Here is a 15,519-nt window from a genome sequence, read left to right as displayed (position 1 = left end):
GGCCGAAGCCTCCACTCGAAAACCTGTTCGCCCCCTGCCTGACCTGCGGAAACGCGAGTCAGTGACAGGGGGCACAGTTGTTCGCGCACACTGTGCACAAGCTTGGCGACAGGGTGTGGACAACAGGCCGCTCAGGTGAGCTGGACCGTCCTCAACAGGGTGGCCACGACGAGCACGACCGCGACCAGCGCACAGGCCCCGTACTGCACCAGCGCGCGCCGCTCACGCGGGGCGTGGACCATGGCGTAGGCGATCGCCGTACCGGCCACCAGGCCGCCGATGTGGGCCTGCCAGGAGATGTTGGTCCCCGGGCTGAAGGTGAAGACCAGGTTGATCGCCAGCAGCACCAGCACCGGACGCATGTCGTAGTTCTGCCGGCGCAGCAGCACGGCGAAGGCGCCGAACAGGCCGAAGACGGCGCCGGAGGCCCCGAGCGTGGCGGTGGCCGGGTCCGTCAGCAGATAGGCGAGGGTGCTGCCGGCCAGGCCGGAGAGCAGATAGAGCGTGAGATAGCGGGCCCGGCCGAGCGCGGCCTCCACCTGGCTGCCCAGCAGCCACAGGTTGAGCAGGTTGAAGCCGATGTGCCAGAACTCCTGGTGGGTGAACGTCGAGGTCAGCAGCCGGTACCAGTCGCCCTCCGCGACGCCTTCCGTCGCGATCCAGGGCGCGGGCGGCCAGGCGCCGATCAGCACGAGATCGTTCAGGAGCGATTCCCGCAGGCTCACGGCGACGAACACCGCGAGGTTGATCGCGATCAGGATCTTGGTGATCAGCCGGGTGTCGCCGACGACGGTCGCGCCCGCGATGGTGCGGGGCGCGGCGGCGCGGGCCACCGGTCCGCTGCCGTCGGTGGCGCCCCGGACGCACTCGGGGCACTGGAAGCCCACCGAGGCGCTGATCATGCACTCGGGGCAGATGGGGCGCTCGCAGCGGGTGCAGCGCACGCCGGTCTCGCGGTCCGGGTGGCGGTAGCACACGGGGACCTGCTGTGCGTCCGGCACCTGCTGCATGCGCGTCACCCCGTCCTCGTAGACATCTGCGGAGGCGATTCGTGGACGAAAAGCCCCGCTCATCCCTACGGACGAGCGGGGCGATTGGTTCCCGGCGGGAGAAGACAGGCGAAGCCGGTCGGCGCCGGGGCCGGTCAGCGCTTCTCGACGACGACCGACTCGATGACGACGTCCTGCACCGGGCGGTCGTTGCGGGCGGTGTCGGTGGTCGCGATGGAGTCGACGACCTTCTGGCTCGCCGCGTCGGCGACCTCGCCGAAGATGGTGTGCCGGCGGTTCAGATGCGGCGTCGGGGAGACGGTGATGAAGAACTGCGAGCCGTTGGTGCCCGGACCGGCGTTGGCCATGGCCAGCAGGTAGGGCTTGTTGAAGGAGAGGTCGGGGTGGAACTCGTCCTCGAACTCGTAGCCGGGGCCGCCGACGCCGTTGCCCAGCGGGTCACCGCCCTGGATCATGAAGCCCCTGATGACCCGGTGGAAGACCGTGCCGTTGTAGAGCGGGTCCGACGTCTTCGCACCGGTCTCGGGGTTCGTCCACTCCCGCTGTCCCTGAGCGAGTTCGACGAAGTTCCTGACCGTCTTCGGAGCGTGGTTCGGGAACAGTCGGACCACGATGTCGCCGCGGTTGGTCTTGAGGGTGGCGTAGAGCTGCTCGGCCACGGTGTGCCTTCCGTTGTCTTCCTGTGATCCCCCCGATCCTCGCACGCCGGGCACCCTGCGTCGTACGGCGTGGGTCTTGCGTCGTCCGGTGCGGGTGTTGCCCAGCGCGGCCGGGCAATCCGTGGCATTGTCGACGACAAGCCCTGTTGCTCCCTGTTAGTCCCCTGGACCCGAATGCCCGCCCCCACATGCCGCGAGGCGTGCCGGTAGGCATGATCCGTAAAAGGGTGGAAAGTCGAAATACCGTACGCCACCGAGGAGGAGGATCCCGTGACCCGCATCGACAGCGTGCGCGCCGCGACCGGCTCGGCGAAGGACAGCGTGCTGCACGCCGCGGAAGTGGTGGCGCCCTACGCCGACACCGCCAAGGAAAGGGCCGCGCAGTACGCGCAGGAGGCGCGCCTACGGCTCGCGCCCAAGGTCTCCCAGGCCGCCGGGCAGGCACGTGTGCAGTACGCGTCCCATGTCGCGCCGCTGCTGGCCGAGGCAAGGACGCATGTGCCACCCAAGGTCGACCACGCAGCGCAGGAGGCCGCCGCACGCACGCGTGTCGCCGCGCGGCAGGCCGCCGAATACTCCAGGCCGATGATCGAGCAGGCCGTGGCCGCGGCCGGGCCCGCTAAGGACGAGGCCGCGGCGCGCGGTGCCGCGGCGCTGGCCGCGCTGCGCGGTCAGGTCACGCCGGAGGAGATCCGCAAGCTGGTCCGCAAGCACGAGCGGCGGTCCCGCGCGGGCCGTGCCGTGAAGTTCGTGGCGATCTTCGGCATGGTCGCCGGCGGCGCCTTCGCCGCATGGAAGTGGTGGGACAAGCAGGCCAACCCCGACTGGCTGGTCGAGCCTCCCGCCGCCACCGAGGTTCCCGAGCCGACGCCGCTGACCTCCGTCGACGGCAGCGGCTCCCTCGACCCGGAGGTCCAGGCCAAGGAGGCCGAGGAGGAGGCCGCGCACCGCGACGATCAGCGCTGATTGCTCCGGCGGTCCCCGCGGCACGACGTCGCGGCGCGGCACGACGCGACGTAAAAAATGCCCTCCGAACTGCGTTTCCGCAGTTCGGAGGGCATTTTTGCGAGTGGAGCCTAGGGGAGTCGAACCCCTGACATCTGCCATGCAAAGACAGCGCTCTACCAACTGAGCTAAGGCCCCGCGACAAGCGTCCCGCCGAAAGTACCTCGCACCGGCAGGCGCCGCAGACCAGAGTACCGGGTCACCCGGGGGATCTCGCAAAAAGATTGGGGCTCCCTGCGGCCGACCACTCTCCGTAAGATGCTCGGCGTGGTTCGCTACAGCGAACCGCGGTTTTTGGGGAAGCGATGGGGAGACGCAATGGACGCCGCACAGCAGGAAGCCACCGCGAGAGCGCGGGAACTGCAGCGGAACTGGTACGGGGAGCCGCTGGGGGCGCTCTTCCGTAAGCTCATCGACGATCTTGGCCTCAACCAGGCTCGTCTCGCGGGGGTACTGGGACTGTCGGCACCGATGCTGTCGCAGCTGATGAGTGGTCAGCGGGCGAAGATCGGCAACCCTGCCGTCGTCCAGCGCGTGCAGCTGCTCCAGGAGCTGGCCGCGCAGGTCGCCGACGGCAGCGTGAGCGCCGCCGAGGCCACCGAGCGCATGGACGAGATCAAGAAGTCGCAGGGGGGCTCCGTGCTGAGCAACGTGACGCAGACGACGAACACTTCGGGTGCCCCGACCGTCAAGCGGGTCGTCCGCGAGATCCAGTCGCTGCTGCGCTCCGTCGCCGCCGCCGGTGACATCATCGACGCCGCCGACACCCTCGCCCCCACGCACCCGGAACTCGCCGAGTTCCTCCGCGTCTACGGCGCCGGCCGCACCTCCGACGCCGTCGCCCACTACCAGTCCCACCAGAGCTGACCGCCCGGCCCGGCCGACCGAGGGGGTTCGGCGGCCGGGCCCGGACCGACCACCCCGGGCACGACACCGACCACTCCGGGCCCAGCACTGACCACCCCGGACCCGGCACCGACCACCCGGGCACGTGCCGGGGGAGTACTGACGAGTTGCCGGGGGAGTAAAGGGGAGCGAGGGACTCGGGGCCGGGCCGGGCATCGGTCGCAGGGGGAGGAGCAACGCACAGCGATGGGTGAGGTGTTCGCCGGCCGGTACGAACTGGTCGACCCGATCGGACGCGGCGGCGTCGGCGCCGTCTGGCGTGCCTGGGACCACCGCCGACGGCGCTATGTGGCGGCCAAGGTCCTCCAGCAACGCGACGCCCACTCACTGCTGCGCTTCGTCCGCGAACAGGCGCTGCGGATCGACCACCCCCATGTCCTCGCTCCCGCCAGCTGGGCCGCCGACGACGACCAGGTCCTGTTCACCATGGACCTCGTCGCGGGCGGTTCGCTGGTCCACCTCGTCGGCGACTACGGCCCTCTGCCGCCCGCCTTCGTCGCCACACTTCTGGATCAACTCCTGTCCGGCCTCGCCGCCGTGCACGCCGAAGGCGTGGTGCACCGCGACATCAAGCCTGCCAACCTGCTGCTGGAGGCCACCGGCACGGGGCGCCCCCGGCTGCGCCTGTCCGACTTCGGCATCGCCATGCGGCTGGGCGAGCCGCGCCTGACGGAGACCAACCTCGTGGTGGGCACGCCCGGCTATCTCGCGCCCGAGCAACTGCTCGGCTCGGAACCGGACTTCCCCGCCGACCTGTTCGCCGTCGGGCTCGTCGCGCTGTATCTGCTGGAGGGCGCCAAGCCTGACGCCAAGGCGCTCGTCGAGTACTTCACGGCGCATGGCACACCGAGTGCGCCCAAGGGCATTCCCGAGCCTCTGTGGCAGGTCGTGGCGACCTTGCTGCAGCCCGACCCGCAGGCCCGTTTCCGTACGGCCACGGGGGCGCGCAAGGCACTCGCCACCGCGGTGGAGCTGCTGCCGGAGCCGGGGCCCGACGACGAGTTGATCGAGATCTTCGACCAACTCGGGCCGCTGCCGCCGGGGTTCGGCCCCGAGGGACCGCTGAAGCGGGCGCCCGGAGTGAAGGAGTCTTCGGGGGAGGGCACCGGCGCATCTCAGGGAACCGGCGCATCTCAGGGCACCGGCTCCTCCGGCTCGTACCAGTCCTCGGGCCCCCCGGTCCGCCAGGCCCCCGAGGCTCCCCAGATCTCCATGTCGGACACGGGCAGTTTCCCGCTGCCTCCGCCGCTGCCGTCCGGTTCCCAGCCGCAATCCCCGCCCGGCGTACGACAACCCCGCGTGCAACCTGCCCACGGGCAGCCCCACAGACAGCCCCAGGTACCACCTCAGACGCCGCCCCACGATCCAGCAGACACCGAGGATCGCAGGCCACAGGCTCCCCTGGCCCCGCCGCAGCCCCACCTCGCGCCGTCGCCCTACACACCCACCCACGTCCCGTACTCCCCCCAGCCGCGTATCGATGCCTCTACTGCTTCGTACACCGCTCGGGACGCGCAGGTTCCCACCCCCGCGCAGGAAATCCGGCAGCCGGTGCTCCCGGCACGGGCCGAAGGACGCCAGCACCGACGGCGCCGGCGCCGCCCGGGACCGTCCGCCAAGGTGACCGTCCCGGTCCTGCTGCTGGCCCTGGCCTGCTACGCCGTGGGCTTCTGGGCGCTCGCTCACCTGTGACGAACGAGGCTCCGGCTCCGCCGACCGAGGGTCCGCCTCCGCCGCGCCGCGTATCCGCCGCTCACCCTGCTCGCGCTCGCCTCCGCGCCACCGCGGTCCACACGCCGAGCCCTGCCACCAGCGCGCTTCCCCCGCCGATGCCGCCCACCGCCAGCGCCCGCATCACGGCCTCGTCCTGCGCGCCCCCACCGGAGGCCCCCGCTCCCGGCCCACCGCCCGGCAGCGAGGCCGGGCCGCCGGCCACGTCGAAGATCCCCCGCGGCAGGGGCTCCCCCGCGTACCCGGGTCCGGAACGGGCCGCTCCCGAGACGCGCAGGCGCAGGGTCAGCCCCAGCGGCCCGTCGCCGAAGCGCTCCGCCACCTGGGCCGAGAGATGGACGGCGAGGTAGTACGACCCGGCGAACCGCATGCCGCTGACCCGGTCGGCGACGGCGAACCGGTTCTCGTGGCCGACCGGCGGCAGCGGATCAAGGTCGGCGGACTGCTGCCGCCCGTAATAGCCGGTGCTCGTGTCCTCGATCGGACCGCGTGCCGGGTTGTAGAGGGTGAGGTCCAGCGCCCCCGCGGTCGCCCCGGACCGCCCGGGCGAGCTGCCCAGCTCGGCGGTGACGTACACCTGCTGGCCCCAGCCCAGCGGAACCTCGTAGTACAGGGTCTGCCCCGGCCGGATCCCGTCCTGCCAGACTCCGTGGCCGAGACGGGTGGCCCGGGAGAAGCCGGCGCCGCCGGTGCGGGCGACGGGGTCCCCGGTGAGGTCGGCGGGCGGGGCGGAGTTCCAGCTCTCGGGTGCCTCGGTCGCGCCGGTCCGGGACAGCCCCGGTTCCGAGACGGTGGTCAGCTCCAGGCCCCACTCCCCCGACGCGAACGCATCCGGGGCTGCGGAGTCGTCCGAAGCCCCGGAGCCCCCCGACGCCCCGCCCCTCCCCGTCTCCACCACCACGTAGTACGTCCCGGCCTCCTGGCAGCGCGACCTCCGCGAGGTCAGCTCCCGCATCCCCCACGCCGTGAGGGGACGCGCACTGCGGACACTGCCGAAGGTCTCGGTGTCGACGGAGCAGATGCCTCCGTCGACGTCCTGGACGGACACCTTGACGCCGTCGAGGGCGGAGACGGTGGTGCCGGGCGGTGGGACGACCGTGGCGGAGACATAGGCGTTGGCGGCGGAGTCGAGTTCGAGGCGGTAGTAGGCCTTCGTGCCGTGCGACAGGGAGCTGCGGTAGATGCCGCCGAGCTCGAGGCGCTCGGCGTCGGTGGTGCTGCTCGCCGCGGGGAGCAGCCGTGCGTCCTCGGCGTAGGCGAAGGGGTGGTCGTCCGAGCGGCCGGCAGCCCGCGCGGGCCACGCCCAGAGTGCCGGGACCAGGCTCAGCGCGGTGACCCCGCACAGCAGGGCCGCGCCCACGCGCGCGTGCACCCGGGTCCGCGCCCGTCGCCGTACCCACGCCGTACGTCGCCGCCCCATCGCGCGCCACCCCTCCCGTCGGCCGGGGCCCATCCTGCCGCGCGCCCCGGACACACAAAACCCCGACCGCGCATGCGGCCGGGGTCTGTTCGAATCAGGAACTCACGAACCCGTGGGCACGGAGTCAGTCGCCTCCGTCCACAGATCCTGCTCGGCGCGATCCGCCTGGATCTGGCGGTACACGAGGAGCCCGCCGATGGCGGCCAGTGCGACCAGGAGAAGCTTCTTCACCGCGCGACCTCGTCTTTCGTTGACGTAGGGGACCTCTGGCGCCCGACTATACACACCGTCCGATATCGATCGGTGACCTGCGCCGGGCCCTCAACTCCGGCCCCGAGCACCGCAATAGACGGTGGTTCACCACTGTGATCTGAGGGTGATCACACCCCCACGGAACGTGACCATTCGCCCGCCTTCTTCCCTCTCAGGGGTTTTTCAGGGCTCTTGCACCCATCCGTGTGGTGTTCATCTGAAGATCGACGCGCCGGGGGCGTCGGTCCACCACTTCGCGACCCGCATACACATCATGAGGAAAGTACGCAAATCGCCCAACCCGAAAGTGAGGGATCATGGCCCGGAACAAGGTCATGCAGTTGTGGACCGCCTTCGTCACCGCCTTCCTCGCGCTGTGCACGGCGCTCGGTCTCGTCACCACCACCGCCGCCACGGCCGCCGCCGCGCCGGTACCGCAGACCGAGCCCGCCCGCAACACCAGCGCCCCGCTCGCCGCGCCGGCCGCGATGTCTCTGTGGGCCTGGTCCCACGCCAAGTCACTGCCTCCCACGATGAAGCAGCGCATCCACGCCGAGGCCCACGGCAAGAGCCCGAGCTGCCGTCACCTGCCTCTGACCGACACCGAGGACGCCACGGCCGCGCTGACCGACTCCTGCGCCGAGGGCGCTGAGGGCGCAGAGTCCGCAGAGAGCGCCGAGAACGCATGGGGCACCGAGAGCGCCCAGGGCACCCACGGAGCCCCTGCCCTCCAGGCAGCCCCCGCAGGTGAGGCAGCCCAGGGCACGCCCGCCCACCCGGCCAACGAGGCTCACACGGCCAACGAGGCTCAAGCGGCTCCCGCGGCCCACGAGCCCCACACGCCCTACGCGCCCCACACCGGGCTCCTCCACCGTTGACCAGGACAGTCCCCCTGACGACCGCCCTGACCAGAACCCTCACAACAAGCATGGCGAAACACCTGAAGCCACCCCCGAGCCCCGCCCCCGAGCCCCACCCCTCGCCCCCACACCCCCGGACCCCCTCCGTAGGCTGAAGCCGATGAGCAGCAGCCCCGAGCCACCCCCTCCCCGGACCCGCGCCGTGCGTGACAACCGGCGCCACCAGTGGGAGAAGGACCGTGCCCGGCAGCCCCTCGCCAAGAGGGCGAGCACCGGAGCCACCGAGCACGAGACCGGGCTCACCCCCCAAGACCTGATCTTCCACGCCGAGTACGACGATGTGACGGCCTCCGAGGAACTCGCCGAGGCCTTCGGCGTGCCGGAAGGCACGCCCCTGCTGCGCCGCTCCTACCGGACCCGCTGTGCCCGGGAGCAGGCGCCCCTGAGCCTTGTCACGTCGTATTTGTTGCGGGAGACGATCGCCGCCAACCCCGAGCTCCTGGACGTCTCCAGGGAGCCGTGGCCGGGCGGCACGCATCACCAGCTGCACACGGTCGGCATCGAGATCGACCGCATCGAGGAGCGCCTGACCGCCCGCCCGCCGACCGCGCGTGAGGCGGCAGAGCTGTGTCTGCCCGACGGCGCCTGCGTGATTCTGCTCCGCAAGACGTCGTACGACCTCCATGGCCGTGTCGTGGACGTCTCCCATGTGACGCTGCCGGGCGACCGCACGGAGCTGTTGTTCACCACTCCTCTGGAAAGGTGGTGAAGGCGCCGTGCTCCGGCGTATCACCGTCGTCACCGCGGTCCACGCCCCCTCCGCGCCCTTCCTCCGGGACGCCTACGACTCGCTGTGCGCGCAGGAGCTGCCCGAGGGCTGGGACTGGCACTGGCTGATCCAGGAGGACGGCAGCACGGACGCGGTCGCCCACCATGTGCCGGACGACACGCGCGTGACGTTTCGTCAGGGCCGGCCCGGCGGTCCCGGAGTGGCCCGCACCCTGGCGCTGGCGCACGCGGACGGCGCGTATGTGAAGGTCCTCGACGCCGACGACCGGCTCACCCCGGGCGCCCTCGCCCGCGACCTGGCCGCGCTGGAGGCGGACCCCACGATCGGCTGGGCCACCTCACGCGTCCTCGACGCGCTGCCGGACGGCTCCACCGTGGGCTTCCCGGGCGACCCGGAGCCCGGCCCGATCGAGCGCGGCACGGTCCTCGCCGCCTGGAAGGCAGCCGGCTTCCGCGCCCCGGTCCACCCGGCCAGTCTCTTCGTACGACGGGATCTGCTGCTCGCCCTGGGTGGCTGGATGGCGTTGCCCGCCTCCGAGGACACCGGGCTGCTGCTGGCGCTCGACGCCGTGAGCCGGGGCTGGTTCACCGCGGAGGTCGGGCTGCTCTACCGCAAGTGGGACGGGCAGGTGACCGGCCAGGCGGCCCATGTCGACCCGGTCGAGCGGGCGGCCCGGATGGCCGTCGCGGAAGCACGCGCGCGTGCGTTGACCGACCTGCGCTGGCAGACCGGCTGACACCGCAGGTCCGTCAGCCCTCGATCCGTATCGCCTGCGACGGGCACTTCTCCGCCGCCTCCCGCACCAGCGCGTCCGCCCCGGTGTCCTCGCGGCCCGGCAGGACGGCGCCGAACCCGTCCACGACCGTGAAGACGGACGGCACGCGGTACACGCAGTCGCCGGAGCCGTAGCAGAGGTCCTGGTCGATGGACACCTTCATGCGCACTCCTGCCCGAGAGGTCGTCACGAGGGGTGACTGCCCAGCGGCCGCGGTGCTGAACCGGCGGACGTCAGCCAGTGCGCGACCCGCCGCAGGGTGGCCTCGTCGAGCCGGTCGACCAACGTCTCGACGGCGGTCTGGTCCTCCGTGGTCAGGTCGTACAGGCCCGCCCCGCTCAGGCCCGCCAGGAGCACCTGCTGCCGGCGGTCGCTCATCCGCTCGTCCAGCCGGCTGGGCCCGGAGGCCTCTTGCCGTACGGCGGCCGGGGGCTCGACCGGCCCGGTGAACCGCTGCCAGTCGCCGTCGCGCGGCCCCCACACCTCCAGCTCCGCCGCGGCGCCGCGCGCCCGCAGGGTCTGGGCCATCTGGCCGGCGGCGTAGAGCACGGGAGCCCGGTACGGCGACTCGGCGGCCACCGTCCAGGAGCCGTCACAGGGCCGGTGGACCATCGCCACCCACCGGGGCGCACCCGGTGGCCGCGGGCTGGAAGGACGCGTCTGCATGGCACACCCCTTCAAAAGGACGTACGGCAGGAGAAGCAGCATCCGGACCGTAGCTGACGGTCCGTCAGATGACCAGCGGCGCACACGAAAAGGGCCCGATCGCTGGCGACGGGGGATGCACCAGCGATCGGGCTGACACCAACCCTAACAAGGCTGTCAATGCCCCGGAACAGTGCCTTTCCGGCCGGGGCCTCAGTCGTCCCCGCACGGCGCCGAGTACGACAGCCGGGGCAGGTACTCCCGCCACTTCTCCGGCGTCAGCACCCCGCGCGTGACCCGGCAGATCCGGTCCACCGCCGCGTCGACGTCCAGGTCCCACAGCCGTACGGTGTCGGTGCCGCTGGAGACGCCGAGCATATGGCTGGTGGGGCTGAAGGCCAGGAACGTGCCGGTGCGGGCGTTGGGGCTCATCGACTGCCCGATCGCGGAGGCGTGGGCCGGGTCGGTCACGTCCCACAGCCGGACCGTGTCGTCGTTGCCGCCGCTGGCCAGCCTGCGGCCGTCCCGGCTGAACGTCAGGGACACGATCGCCTCGCTGTGCCCGCGCAGCGCGGACAGCGCGGTCGCCTGCAGCGGGTCGGCGATGTCCCACAGCCGGACCGTGTTGTCGTCGCTGCCGGCGGCCAGCGTCCGGCCGTCGGGGCTGAACGCCAGCGCGTTCACCGGCCCCGAGTGCCCGGTCAGGGGCACCCCGAGCCGCTCGGCGCGGCGCGGGTCGGCCACCCGCCACAGCCGGATCGTGCCGTCGGCGCCGCCGCTGGCCAGGGTGTTCCCGTCCGGGCTGAACACCAGCGCGTTCACATAGCCGGAGTGGCCGGTCAGGGACGGCCCGTAGGGGCGCGGGTGCGCCGGGTCCCGCAGGTCCCACAGCCGTACGGAACGGTCGTCGTAGGCGGTCGCGAGCGTACGGCCGTCCGGGCTGAACGCCAGCGTGCTGGGCCCGGCGAACCGGGTGCGCAGGGGCAGGGACCTGCCGTAGGGGACGGGGTGGGAGGGGTCGGAGACGTTCCACAGCTGCACCGCGCGGCTGCCGGTGACCACGGCGAGGGTACGGCCGTCGGGCGAGAAGGCCAGGGACTGCGCGTCCCCGTCGGCCGGCAGGAACGGCGTGCCCAGCAGGACGGGCCGGGCGGGGCGCCGGATGTCCCACAGCCGGACGTGCTCGTCGCGCGAGGACGTGGCGAGCACCCGCCCGTCGGGGCGGAACGCGCCGATCCGGCCGACCATGTCGGACGTCGGGATGGACCACAGCCGTACGAGGCTGTCGCCGCTGCCGGTCGCGAGGGTCCGCCCGTCGGGGCCGAAGCCGACCGCGTACATCTCCCCGCTGCTGCCCGCGAGCGGCTCGCCGACCTGCGAGGGAAAGGCGGGGTTGCGGACGTTCCACAGGCTCGCCGTGGAGTCGGCGCTGCCGGCCGCGAGCATCGTCCCGTCAGGGCTGAACGCCACCGACCACACGGGGCCGGTGTGCCCGGTCAGCGGCGCGCCCAGCGCCCTGCCCCGGCGCGCGTCCCAGAGCTGGACGGTGTCGTCCGAGCTGCCGGAGGCCAGGGTGTGCCCGTCCGGGCTGAAGGCCACCGAGTGCACGGTGCCCCGGTGCCCGGCCAGCGGCCCGCCCATCTGGTGCCAGTCGGCCGTGCTCCACAGCCGTACGGTGTCGTCGTCGCCGCCGGAGGCGAGCACACGGCCGTCCGGGCTGAACGCGACGGCCCGCACGGCGTCCTCGTGCCCGGTCAGCACGCCGAGGCGGCGCGGGCGAGCGGGGTCCGCCACGTCCCACAGGCGGACGACGTGTTCCTCGGTGGCGGCGGCCAGCGTACGGCCGTCGGGGCTGAAGGCGAGCAGGTAGACGGTGCCGTCGTCGCCGGTGACGGGCTCGCCGAGCGGGCGCGGATGCGCGGGGTCGGACACGTCCCAGCGGCGGATCGTGCCGTCGTCGGAGGCGCTGGCGAGCGTGCGGCCGTCGGGGCTGAAGACGGCGGTGCTGACCCAGCTGGTGTGCCCGGTCAGCGGCTCGCCCAGCGGCTCGGGCCGGGTCGGGTCGGACACGTCCCACAGGCGGACCGTGCGGTCGTAGCTGGCGGTGGCCAGGACCTTGCCGTCGGGGCGGAAGCTGGTGAGGTAGACGGCGCCCTTGTGGCCCGCGAGCGGCGTGGCCAGCGGGGCGTTGACGATCGAGACCAGCCGGTTGCCGGTGCCCTCGTCGCCGGGGCGCAGCCGGTGCGCGACCAGGTCCAGTTGGGCGGACAGCGACGGGTCGGTGTACTGCACCCGGTCCGCCTCGGCCAGGACGTGCTCGAACACCGCGTCGTCGCGCTGCTGCCACGCCACGACGGCCGCGCCGACGGCCACCACCGCGAGGACGAGCAGCGCCGACACCGCGGCCCGGCCGATCCACACCGTGCGCCGGCGCAGCCGGACCGAGGCGGCCAGGAACTCCACCGCGCTGCGGGTCAGCAGGGTGCCCCCGGCCGACTTCGCCCAGCCGTGGGCGTGTTCCAGCCGCGAGCCCCGGTAGAGCAGGGCGGCATCGCGCCGGGACTCCTCCCAGGCGCGGCCGTCCTCCTCCAGGCGCTGGCGCAGCAGGTTGCCGGTGCGGTCCTCGTCGATCCAGTCGCGCAGCCGGGGCCAGGCGTGCAGGAGTGCCTCGTGGGTGATCTCCACCGTCTCGGCGTCCAGCGTCACCAGCCGGGCGCGGACCAGCGCCTCCAGGGACTCCTCGGTCTTGTCCGGGTCGGTCGACTCCTGCGCCAACTGGCGCCGGGTGCCGCGGCGGCGCGTGGCCTGGGTGTCCTCGCCGAGCCGGACGAGCCGGAGCAGCAGCAGCCGGGCGGCCGAGCGTGCCGCGGGGTCCAGGCCGGACCAGGCCCGCTCGGCGGTCGCCGCGACCGCGCCCTGGATGCCGCCGGCCGCGCGATAGCCGGCCAGCGTGAGCCGGCCTACCTTGCGGCGCTGCCAGGTGGCGAGCAGCGCGTGGGACAGCAGCGGCAGCACCCCGGCGTCGTGCGCGCCGCGCGGCCCGTCGGCGCTCACCTCCCGCACGATCAGCTCCGCGAGACCGGGCTCCAGCTCCAGGCCGACCGCCTTGGCGGGGCCGGTGACCGCCGCGCGCAGCTCGGCCGTGGTCAGCGGGCCGAGCACCATGTGCCGGTGCTGCAGCGCGTCGGCGAGTTCGGGGTGGCTCAGGCACTGCTCGTAGAAATCGGCCCGGATGCCCAGCACGACCAGCACGGGTGCCGGTTCGCCGGCGGGCCCGGGCGCGGCCGCGGCATGCAGCATCCGTACGAACGTGCGCCGCACCGACTCGTCGGGGCAGAGGGTGAAGGCCTCCTCGAACTGGTCCACGATGACGACGGGCCGCCCGCCGGGGGAAACCTCCCTGCCGGCCCATGCCCTGACGGCCGCTCGGACGGCCTGGGCGAACCCATGGCCGTCGGGGTCGGGTACGGGGCGGGGGCCGAGGACCGCGCGGGGGTCCGGCGACGTCGCGTCGGGGGTGGCGCCCTCACCCACGGGGTCCGTGGTGTCCGGCACGGCCACGGCCGCGAGGTCCGGGATCCACCGGATCAGCTCGGCCGTCGGGTCGGCGCCGGGGACGAGCTGGAGCACCGTACGCGCCCGGTCGGTGTTCTCGCGCCCCCGGTCGGCGTTCTCGCGCAGGGCGGGCACCAGACCGGCGCTCAGGAGCGAGGACTTGCCCGCGCCGGAGGCGCCGACCAGCATCACCAGGCCGCCGGTGTCCTCCACCTCGCGCAACTGGGCGACGAGGGCGTCCGTGCTGCGCTCGCGGCCGAAGAACCAGCGGGCGTCCTGCTGCCGGTAGGAGGCGAGCCCGCGGTAGGGGCAGACCCCCAAGGCGGGCTGCTGCTGCTCCGGCTCCTCCCCCGGCTCGGCCGGGCCGGCCACCGCGCTCTCCCACAGCCGCTGCCACTGCGCCAACTCGTACAGACCCGGCGACACCGGGGTGGGCCGCAGGCGGCGCGCCTGGGGTATCAGCACGTGCAGCACGGCCGCGAGCGCGGCGAACTGGGCGGGGACGTTCCGGGCGCGCCGCCAGTCGCTGATGCGCTGCGCGGAGACCCGTACGGGCCGCCCCCGTTCGTCGACCCGCTGCAGCCGTGTCACGGCCTCGGACACCCGCTTCAGCGGCGGGTTGCCGGCCTCCCGGTACAGCAGCGCAAGACGTTCGGCGAGGGCTGTGCGCGGCCCTGAGTCGGCACTCAAGGTGTCCACCCCTTGCTTCCCTCCGCACTTGGACGTCCGGACCGGAAAACTCACTTTATACGGCTGACCTGCAACAAAGCCCCGGTCCGGACACCGGACGCTCCTCCCGGCAGGCCTCACCAGGCAGGATCATGCTGCGGCCGCGCACGCGCCGACCAGGCCCGAGGGCGTCCGCTCGATCCACGCCGACAGGATCGACCCGAACCCACCGTCCGGCACCGGTCCCCGCGAGGGGAGGGACCGGTGCCGGACGAGGGGAACCGGCCCGTCGAACCCGTCCGCCGCCCGGCCCACCGTAAGGCCGCACAAACGCCGATCGGGCGCCTCCCGTAGGGGAGACGCCCGATCTTTTGCTGTGGGGCTAACAGGATTTGAACCTGTGGCCTCATCCTTATCAGGGATGCGCTCTAACCAACTGAGCTATAGCCCCGCCGCGCTCTGCGGTGTGTGTCCCGCGCGCTGACTCCTGAAGATTAGCGCACGACAGGCGCAGTCCCAAAATCGGTATCCCGCAGGCCCGCGGGGGCCGCGGGGGATCCGCTCACTCGTCCTCGGCGAGCGTCAGCTCCACACCGCCCACGAAGCCCGCGGACAGGTTGTAGATGAACGCGCCCAGCGTGGCCAGCGCCGTCGCCAGGACGACGTCGATGACCGCGATGATCGTCGTGAACAGCAGGACGTTCGGCAGCGACAGGAACGACTGCAGGTCGAAGCCGTTGGACTCGTTCGACCCGGTCGCCTCGGAGATGGTGCCGCCGACCGTGGAGAAGACGCCCATGGCGTCCATGACCATCCACAGCACCGCCGCGGCGACGATGGTGCAGATGCCGAGCGCGATGGAGAGCAGGAAGCTGACCTTCATCACCGACCACGGGTCGGCCTTCGCCACCCGCAGGCGCGCCTTGCGCACCCGCGGCGTGGTCCGTGCGCCGGTGCGCGGCTTGCGCATGGCCCCGGCGGTCCCGCCCTGGGTCTGGTAGGCCTGCGGCGGGTGGTAGGGCCCTGCCGGCTGCTGCGGCTGCCGCTCGCCGGGCAGCGGTGAAGCAGCCTGCTGGGTGTCCGTCACAGTTCCCCCCTGGGATCCATGAGTGCCGTACGAGGAAGTGTGTCCGCCACTGGTGGCGTGCGCGGCGGAGCCACGGCCGCCGCCGTCCGTTCCGGCAGAGGTGCCGGTCGACGTACCGGACGATCCGGCGCCCGTGGCTCCGCTCACGTGACTCA

Annotated in this window: 14 protein-coding genes and 2 tRNA genes; 6 read left to right on the top strand and 10 right to left on the bottom strand. The window is 72.6% G+C overall.

Going from position 1 to position 15,519, the window contains the following annotated elements; genetic code table 11:
* Positions 1 to 131 precede the first annotated feature (131 nt).
* Complete coding sequence (locus tag ACIQ6Y_RS13675; RefSeq protein WP_404037031.1) at positions 132 to 1,010, bottom strand: rhomboid family intramembrane serine protease; 879 nt, start codon at positions 1,008 to 1,010, stop codon at positions 132 to 134.
* A gap of 134 nt (positions 1,011 to 1,144) precedes the next feature.
* Positions 1,145 to 1,669 carry a peptidylprolyl isomerase gene (locus ACIQ6Y_RS13670; protein WP_404037029.1) on the bottom strand — a complete coding sequence of 175 codons (525 nt, stop codon included), beginning with the start codon at positions 1,667 to 1,669 and terminating at the stop codon, positions 1,145 to 1,147.
* A 270-nt stretch (positions 1,670 to 1,939) separates the two neighbouring features.
* Between ACIQ6Y_RS13670 and ACIQ6Y_RS13665 the strand changes: the two genes are divergently transcribed.
* Positions 1,940 to 2,635: a DUF5324 family protein gene (locus tag ACIQ6Y_RS13665; RefSeq protein ID WP_404037026.1), complete on the top strand. Its 696-nt coding sequence runs from the start codon at positions 1,940 to 1,942 to the stop codon at positions 2,633 to 2,635.
* Positions 2,636 to 2,739: 104 nt separating this feature from the next.
* Here the strand turns inward: ACIQ6Y_RS13665 and ACIQ6Y_RS13660 are convergent.
* Positions 2,740 to 2,812: transfer RNA gene (locus ACIQ6Y_RS13660), tRNA-Ala, on the bottom strand.
* Between the two features lie 180 nt (positions 2,813 to 2,992).
* Between ACIQ6Y_RS13660 and ACIQ6Y_RS13655 the strand changes: the two genes are divergently transcribed.
* On the top strand, positions 2,993 to 3,541 hold the full coding sequence (locus tag ACIQ6Y_RS13655; protein ID WP_404037024.1) for a helix-turn-helix domain-containing protein: 549 nt from the start codon (positions 2,993 to 2,995) through the stop codon (positions 3,539 to 3,541).
* A gap of 225 nt (positions 3,542 to 3,766) precedes the next feature.
* On the top strand, positions 3,767 to 5,272 hold the full coding sequence (locus ACIQ6Y_RS13650) for a serine/threonine-protein kinase (protein WP_404037022.1): 1,506 nt from the start codon (positions 3,767 to 3,769) through the stop codon (positions 5,270 to 5,272).
* Positions 5,273 to 5,333: 61 nt separating this feature from the next.
* On the opposite strand, the gene ACIQ6Y_RS13645 is transcribed toward ACIQ6Y_RS13650, so the two are convergent.
* Complete coding sequence (locus ACIQ6Y_RS13645; RefSeq protein ID WP_404037020.1) at positions 5,334 to 6,731, bottom strand: hypothetical protein; 1,398 nt, start codon at positions 6,729 to 6,731, stop codon at positions 5,334 to 5,336.
* A gap of 102 nt (positions 6,732 to 6,833) precedes the next feature.
* Positions 6,834 to 6,962, bottom strand: coding sequence for a DLW-39 family protein (locus tag ACIQ6Y_RS13640; RefSeq protein WP_003999697.1), 129 nt, complete (start codon positions 6,960 to 6,962; stop codon positions 6,834 to 6,836).
* 338 nt (positions 6,963 to 7,300) lie between these two features.
* Here ACIQ6Y_RS13640 and ACIQ6Y_RS13635 point away from each other — a divergent pair, with 338 nt between their 5' ends.
* The 3 genes from ACIQ6Y_RS13635 to ACIQ6Y_RS13625 all read left to right on the top strand — a co-directional run bounded on the left by ACIQ6Y_RS13635 (position 7,301) and on the right by ACIQ6Y_RS13625 (position 9,369).
* The gene (locus ACIQ6Y_RS13635; protein WP_404037018.1) at positions 7,301 to 7,861 is read left to right on the top strand and encodes a DUF6344 domain-containing protein; all 561 of its coding nucleotides are present in this window, start codon (positions 7,301 to 7,303) and stop codon (positions 7,859 to 7,861) included.
* Between the two features lie 142 nt (positions 7,862 to 8,003).
* Positions 8,004 to 8,612 carry a UTRA domain-containing protein gene (locus tag ACIQ6Y_RS13630; protein WP_404037016.1) on the top strand — a complete coding sequence of 203 codons (609 nt, stop codon included), beginning with the start codon at positions 8,004 to 8,006 and terminating at the stop codon, positions 8,610 to 8,612.
* Positions 8,613 to 8,619: 7 nt separating this feature from the next.
* Entirely contained in the window at positions 8,620 to 9,369 is a 750-nt protein-coding gene (locus ACIQ6Y_RS13625; protein ID WP_404037013.1) for a glycosyltransferase family 2 protein, read from the top strand.
* 13 nt (positions 9,370 to 9,382) lie between these two features.
* On the opposite strand, the gene ACIQ6Y_RS13620 is transcribed toward ACIQ6Y_RS13625, so the two are convergent.
* The 5 genes from ACIQ6Y_RS13620 to ACIQ6Y_RS13600 form a co-directional block, all read right to left on the bottom strand.
* The gene (locus tag ACIQ6Y_RS13620) at positions 9,383 to 9,571 is read right to left on the bottom strand and encodes a ferredoxin (protein WP_404037011.1); all 189 of its coding nucleotides are present in this window, start codon (positions 9,569 to 9,571) and stop codon (positions 9,383 to 9,385) included.
* Positions 9,572 to 9,594: 23 nt separating this feature from the next.
* Entirely contained in the window at positions 9,595 to 10,074 is a 480-nt protein-coding gene (locus tag ACIQ6Y_RS13615; protein WP_404037008.1) for a hypothetical protein, read from the bottom strand.
* Positions 10,075 to 10,266: 192 nt separating this feature from the next.
* Positions 10,267 to 14,307, bottom strand: coding sequence for an AAA family ATPase (locus ACIQ6Y_RS13610; RefSeq protein ID WP_404037006.1), 4,041 nt, complete (start codon positions 14,305 to 14,307; stop codon positions 10,267 to 10,269).
* 347 nt (positions 14,308 to 14,654) lie between these two features.
* Positions 14,655 to 14,728, bottom strand: a tRNA-Ile gene (locus ACIQ6Y_RS13605).
* A gap of 111 nt (positions 14,729 to 14,839) precedes the next feature.
* Entirely contained in the window at positions 14,840 to 15,511 is a 672-nt protein-coding gene (locus ACIQ6Y_RS13600) for a DUF3566 domain-containing protein (protein ID WP_404037003.1), read from the bottom strand.
* Positions 15,512 to 15,519: the final 8 nt, after the last annotated feature.

Source organism: Streptomyces sp. NPDC096205, from assembly GCF_044763135.1.
GTDB lineage: Bacteria > Actinomycetota > Actinomycetes > Streptomycetales > Streptomycetaceae > Streptomyces.
Note: the sequence above shows the minus strand (reverse complement) of the source record. Positions and strands in the feature narration are given on the sequence as shown.

Excerpts from the sequence above, each read along its gene's own strand:
- ACIQ6Y_RS13620 (WP_404037011.1), bottom strand. The coding sequence starts at position 9,571 with ATGAAGGTGTCCATCGACCAGGACCTCTGCTACGGCTCCGGCGACTGC.
- ACIQ6Y_RS13650 (WP_404037022.1), top strand. The coding sequence starts at position 3,767 with ATGGGTGAGGTGTTCGCCGGCCGGTACGAACTGGTCGACCCGATCGGA.
- ACIQ6Y_RS13615 (WP_404037008.1), bottom strand. The coding sequence starts at position 10,074 with ATGCAGACGCGTCCTTCCAGCCCGCGGCCACCGGGTGCGCCCCGGTGG.
- ACIQ6Y_RS13645 (WP_404037020.1), bottom strand. The coding sequence starts at position 6,731 with ATGGGGCGGCGACGTACGGCGTGGGTACGGCGACGGGCGCGGACCCGG.
- ACIQ6Y_RS13635 (WP_404037018.1), top strand. The coding sequence starts at position 7,301 with ATGGCCCGGAACAAGGTCATGCAGTTGTGGACCGCCTTCGTCACCGCC.
- ACIQ6Y_RS13675 (WP_404037031.1), bottom strand. The coding sequence starts at position 1,010 with ATGCAGCAGGTGCCGGACGCACAGCAGGTCCCCGTGTGCTACCGCCAC.
- ACIQ6Y_RS13655 (WP_404037024.1), top strand. The coding sequence starts at position 2,993 with ATGGACGCCGCACAGCAGGAAGCCACCGCGAGAGCGCGGGAACTGCAG.
- ACIQ6Y_RS13630 (WP_404037016.1), top strand. The coding sequence starts at position 8,004 with ATGAGCAGCAGCCCCGAGCCACCCCCTCCCCGGACCCGCGCCGTGCGT.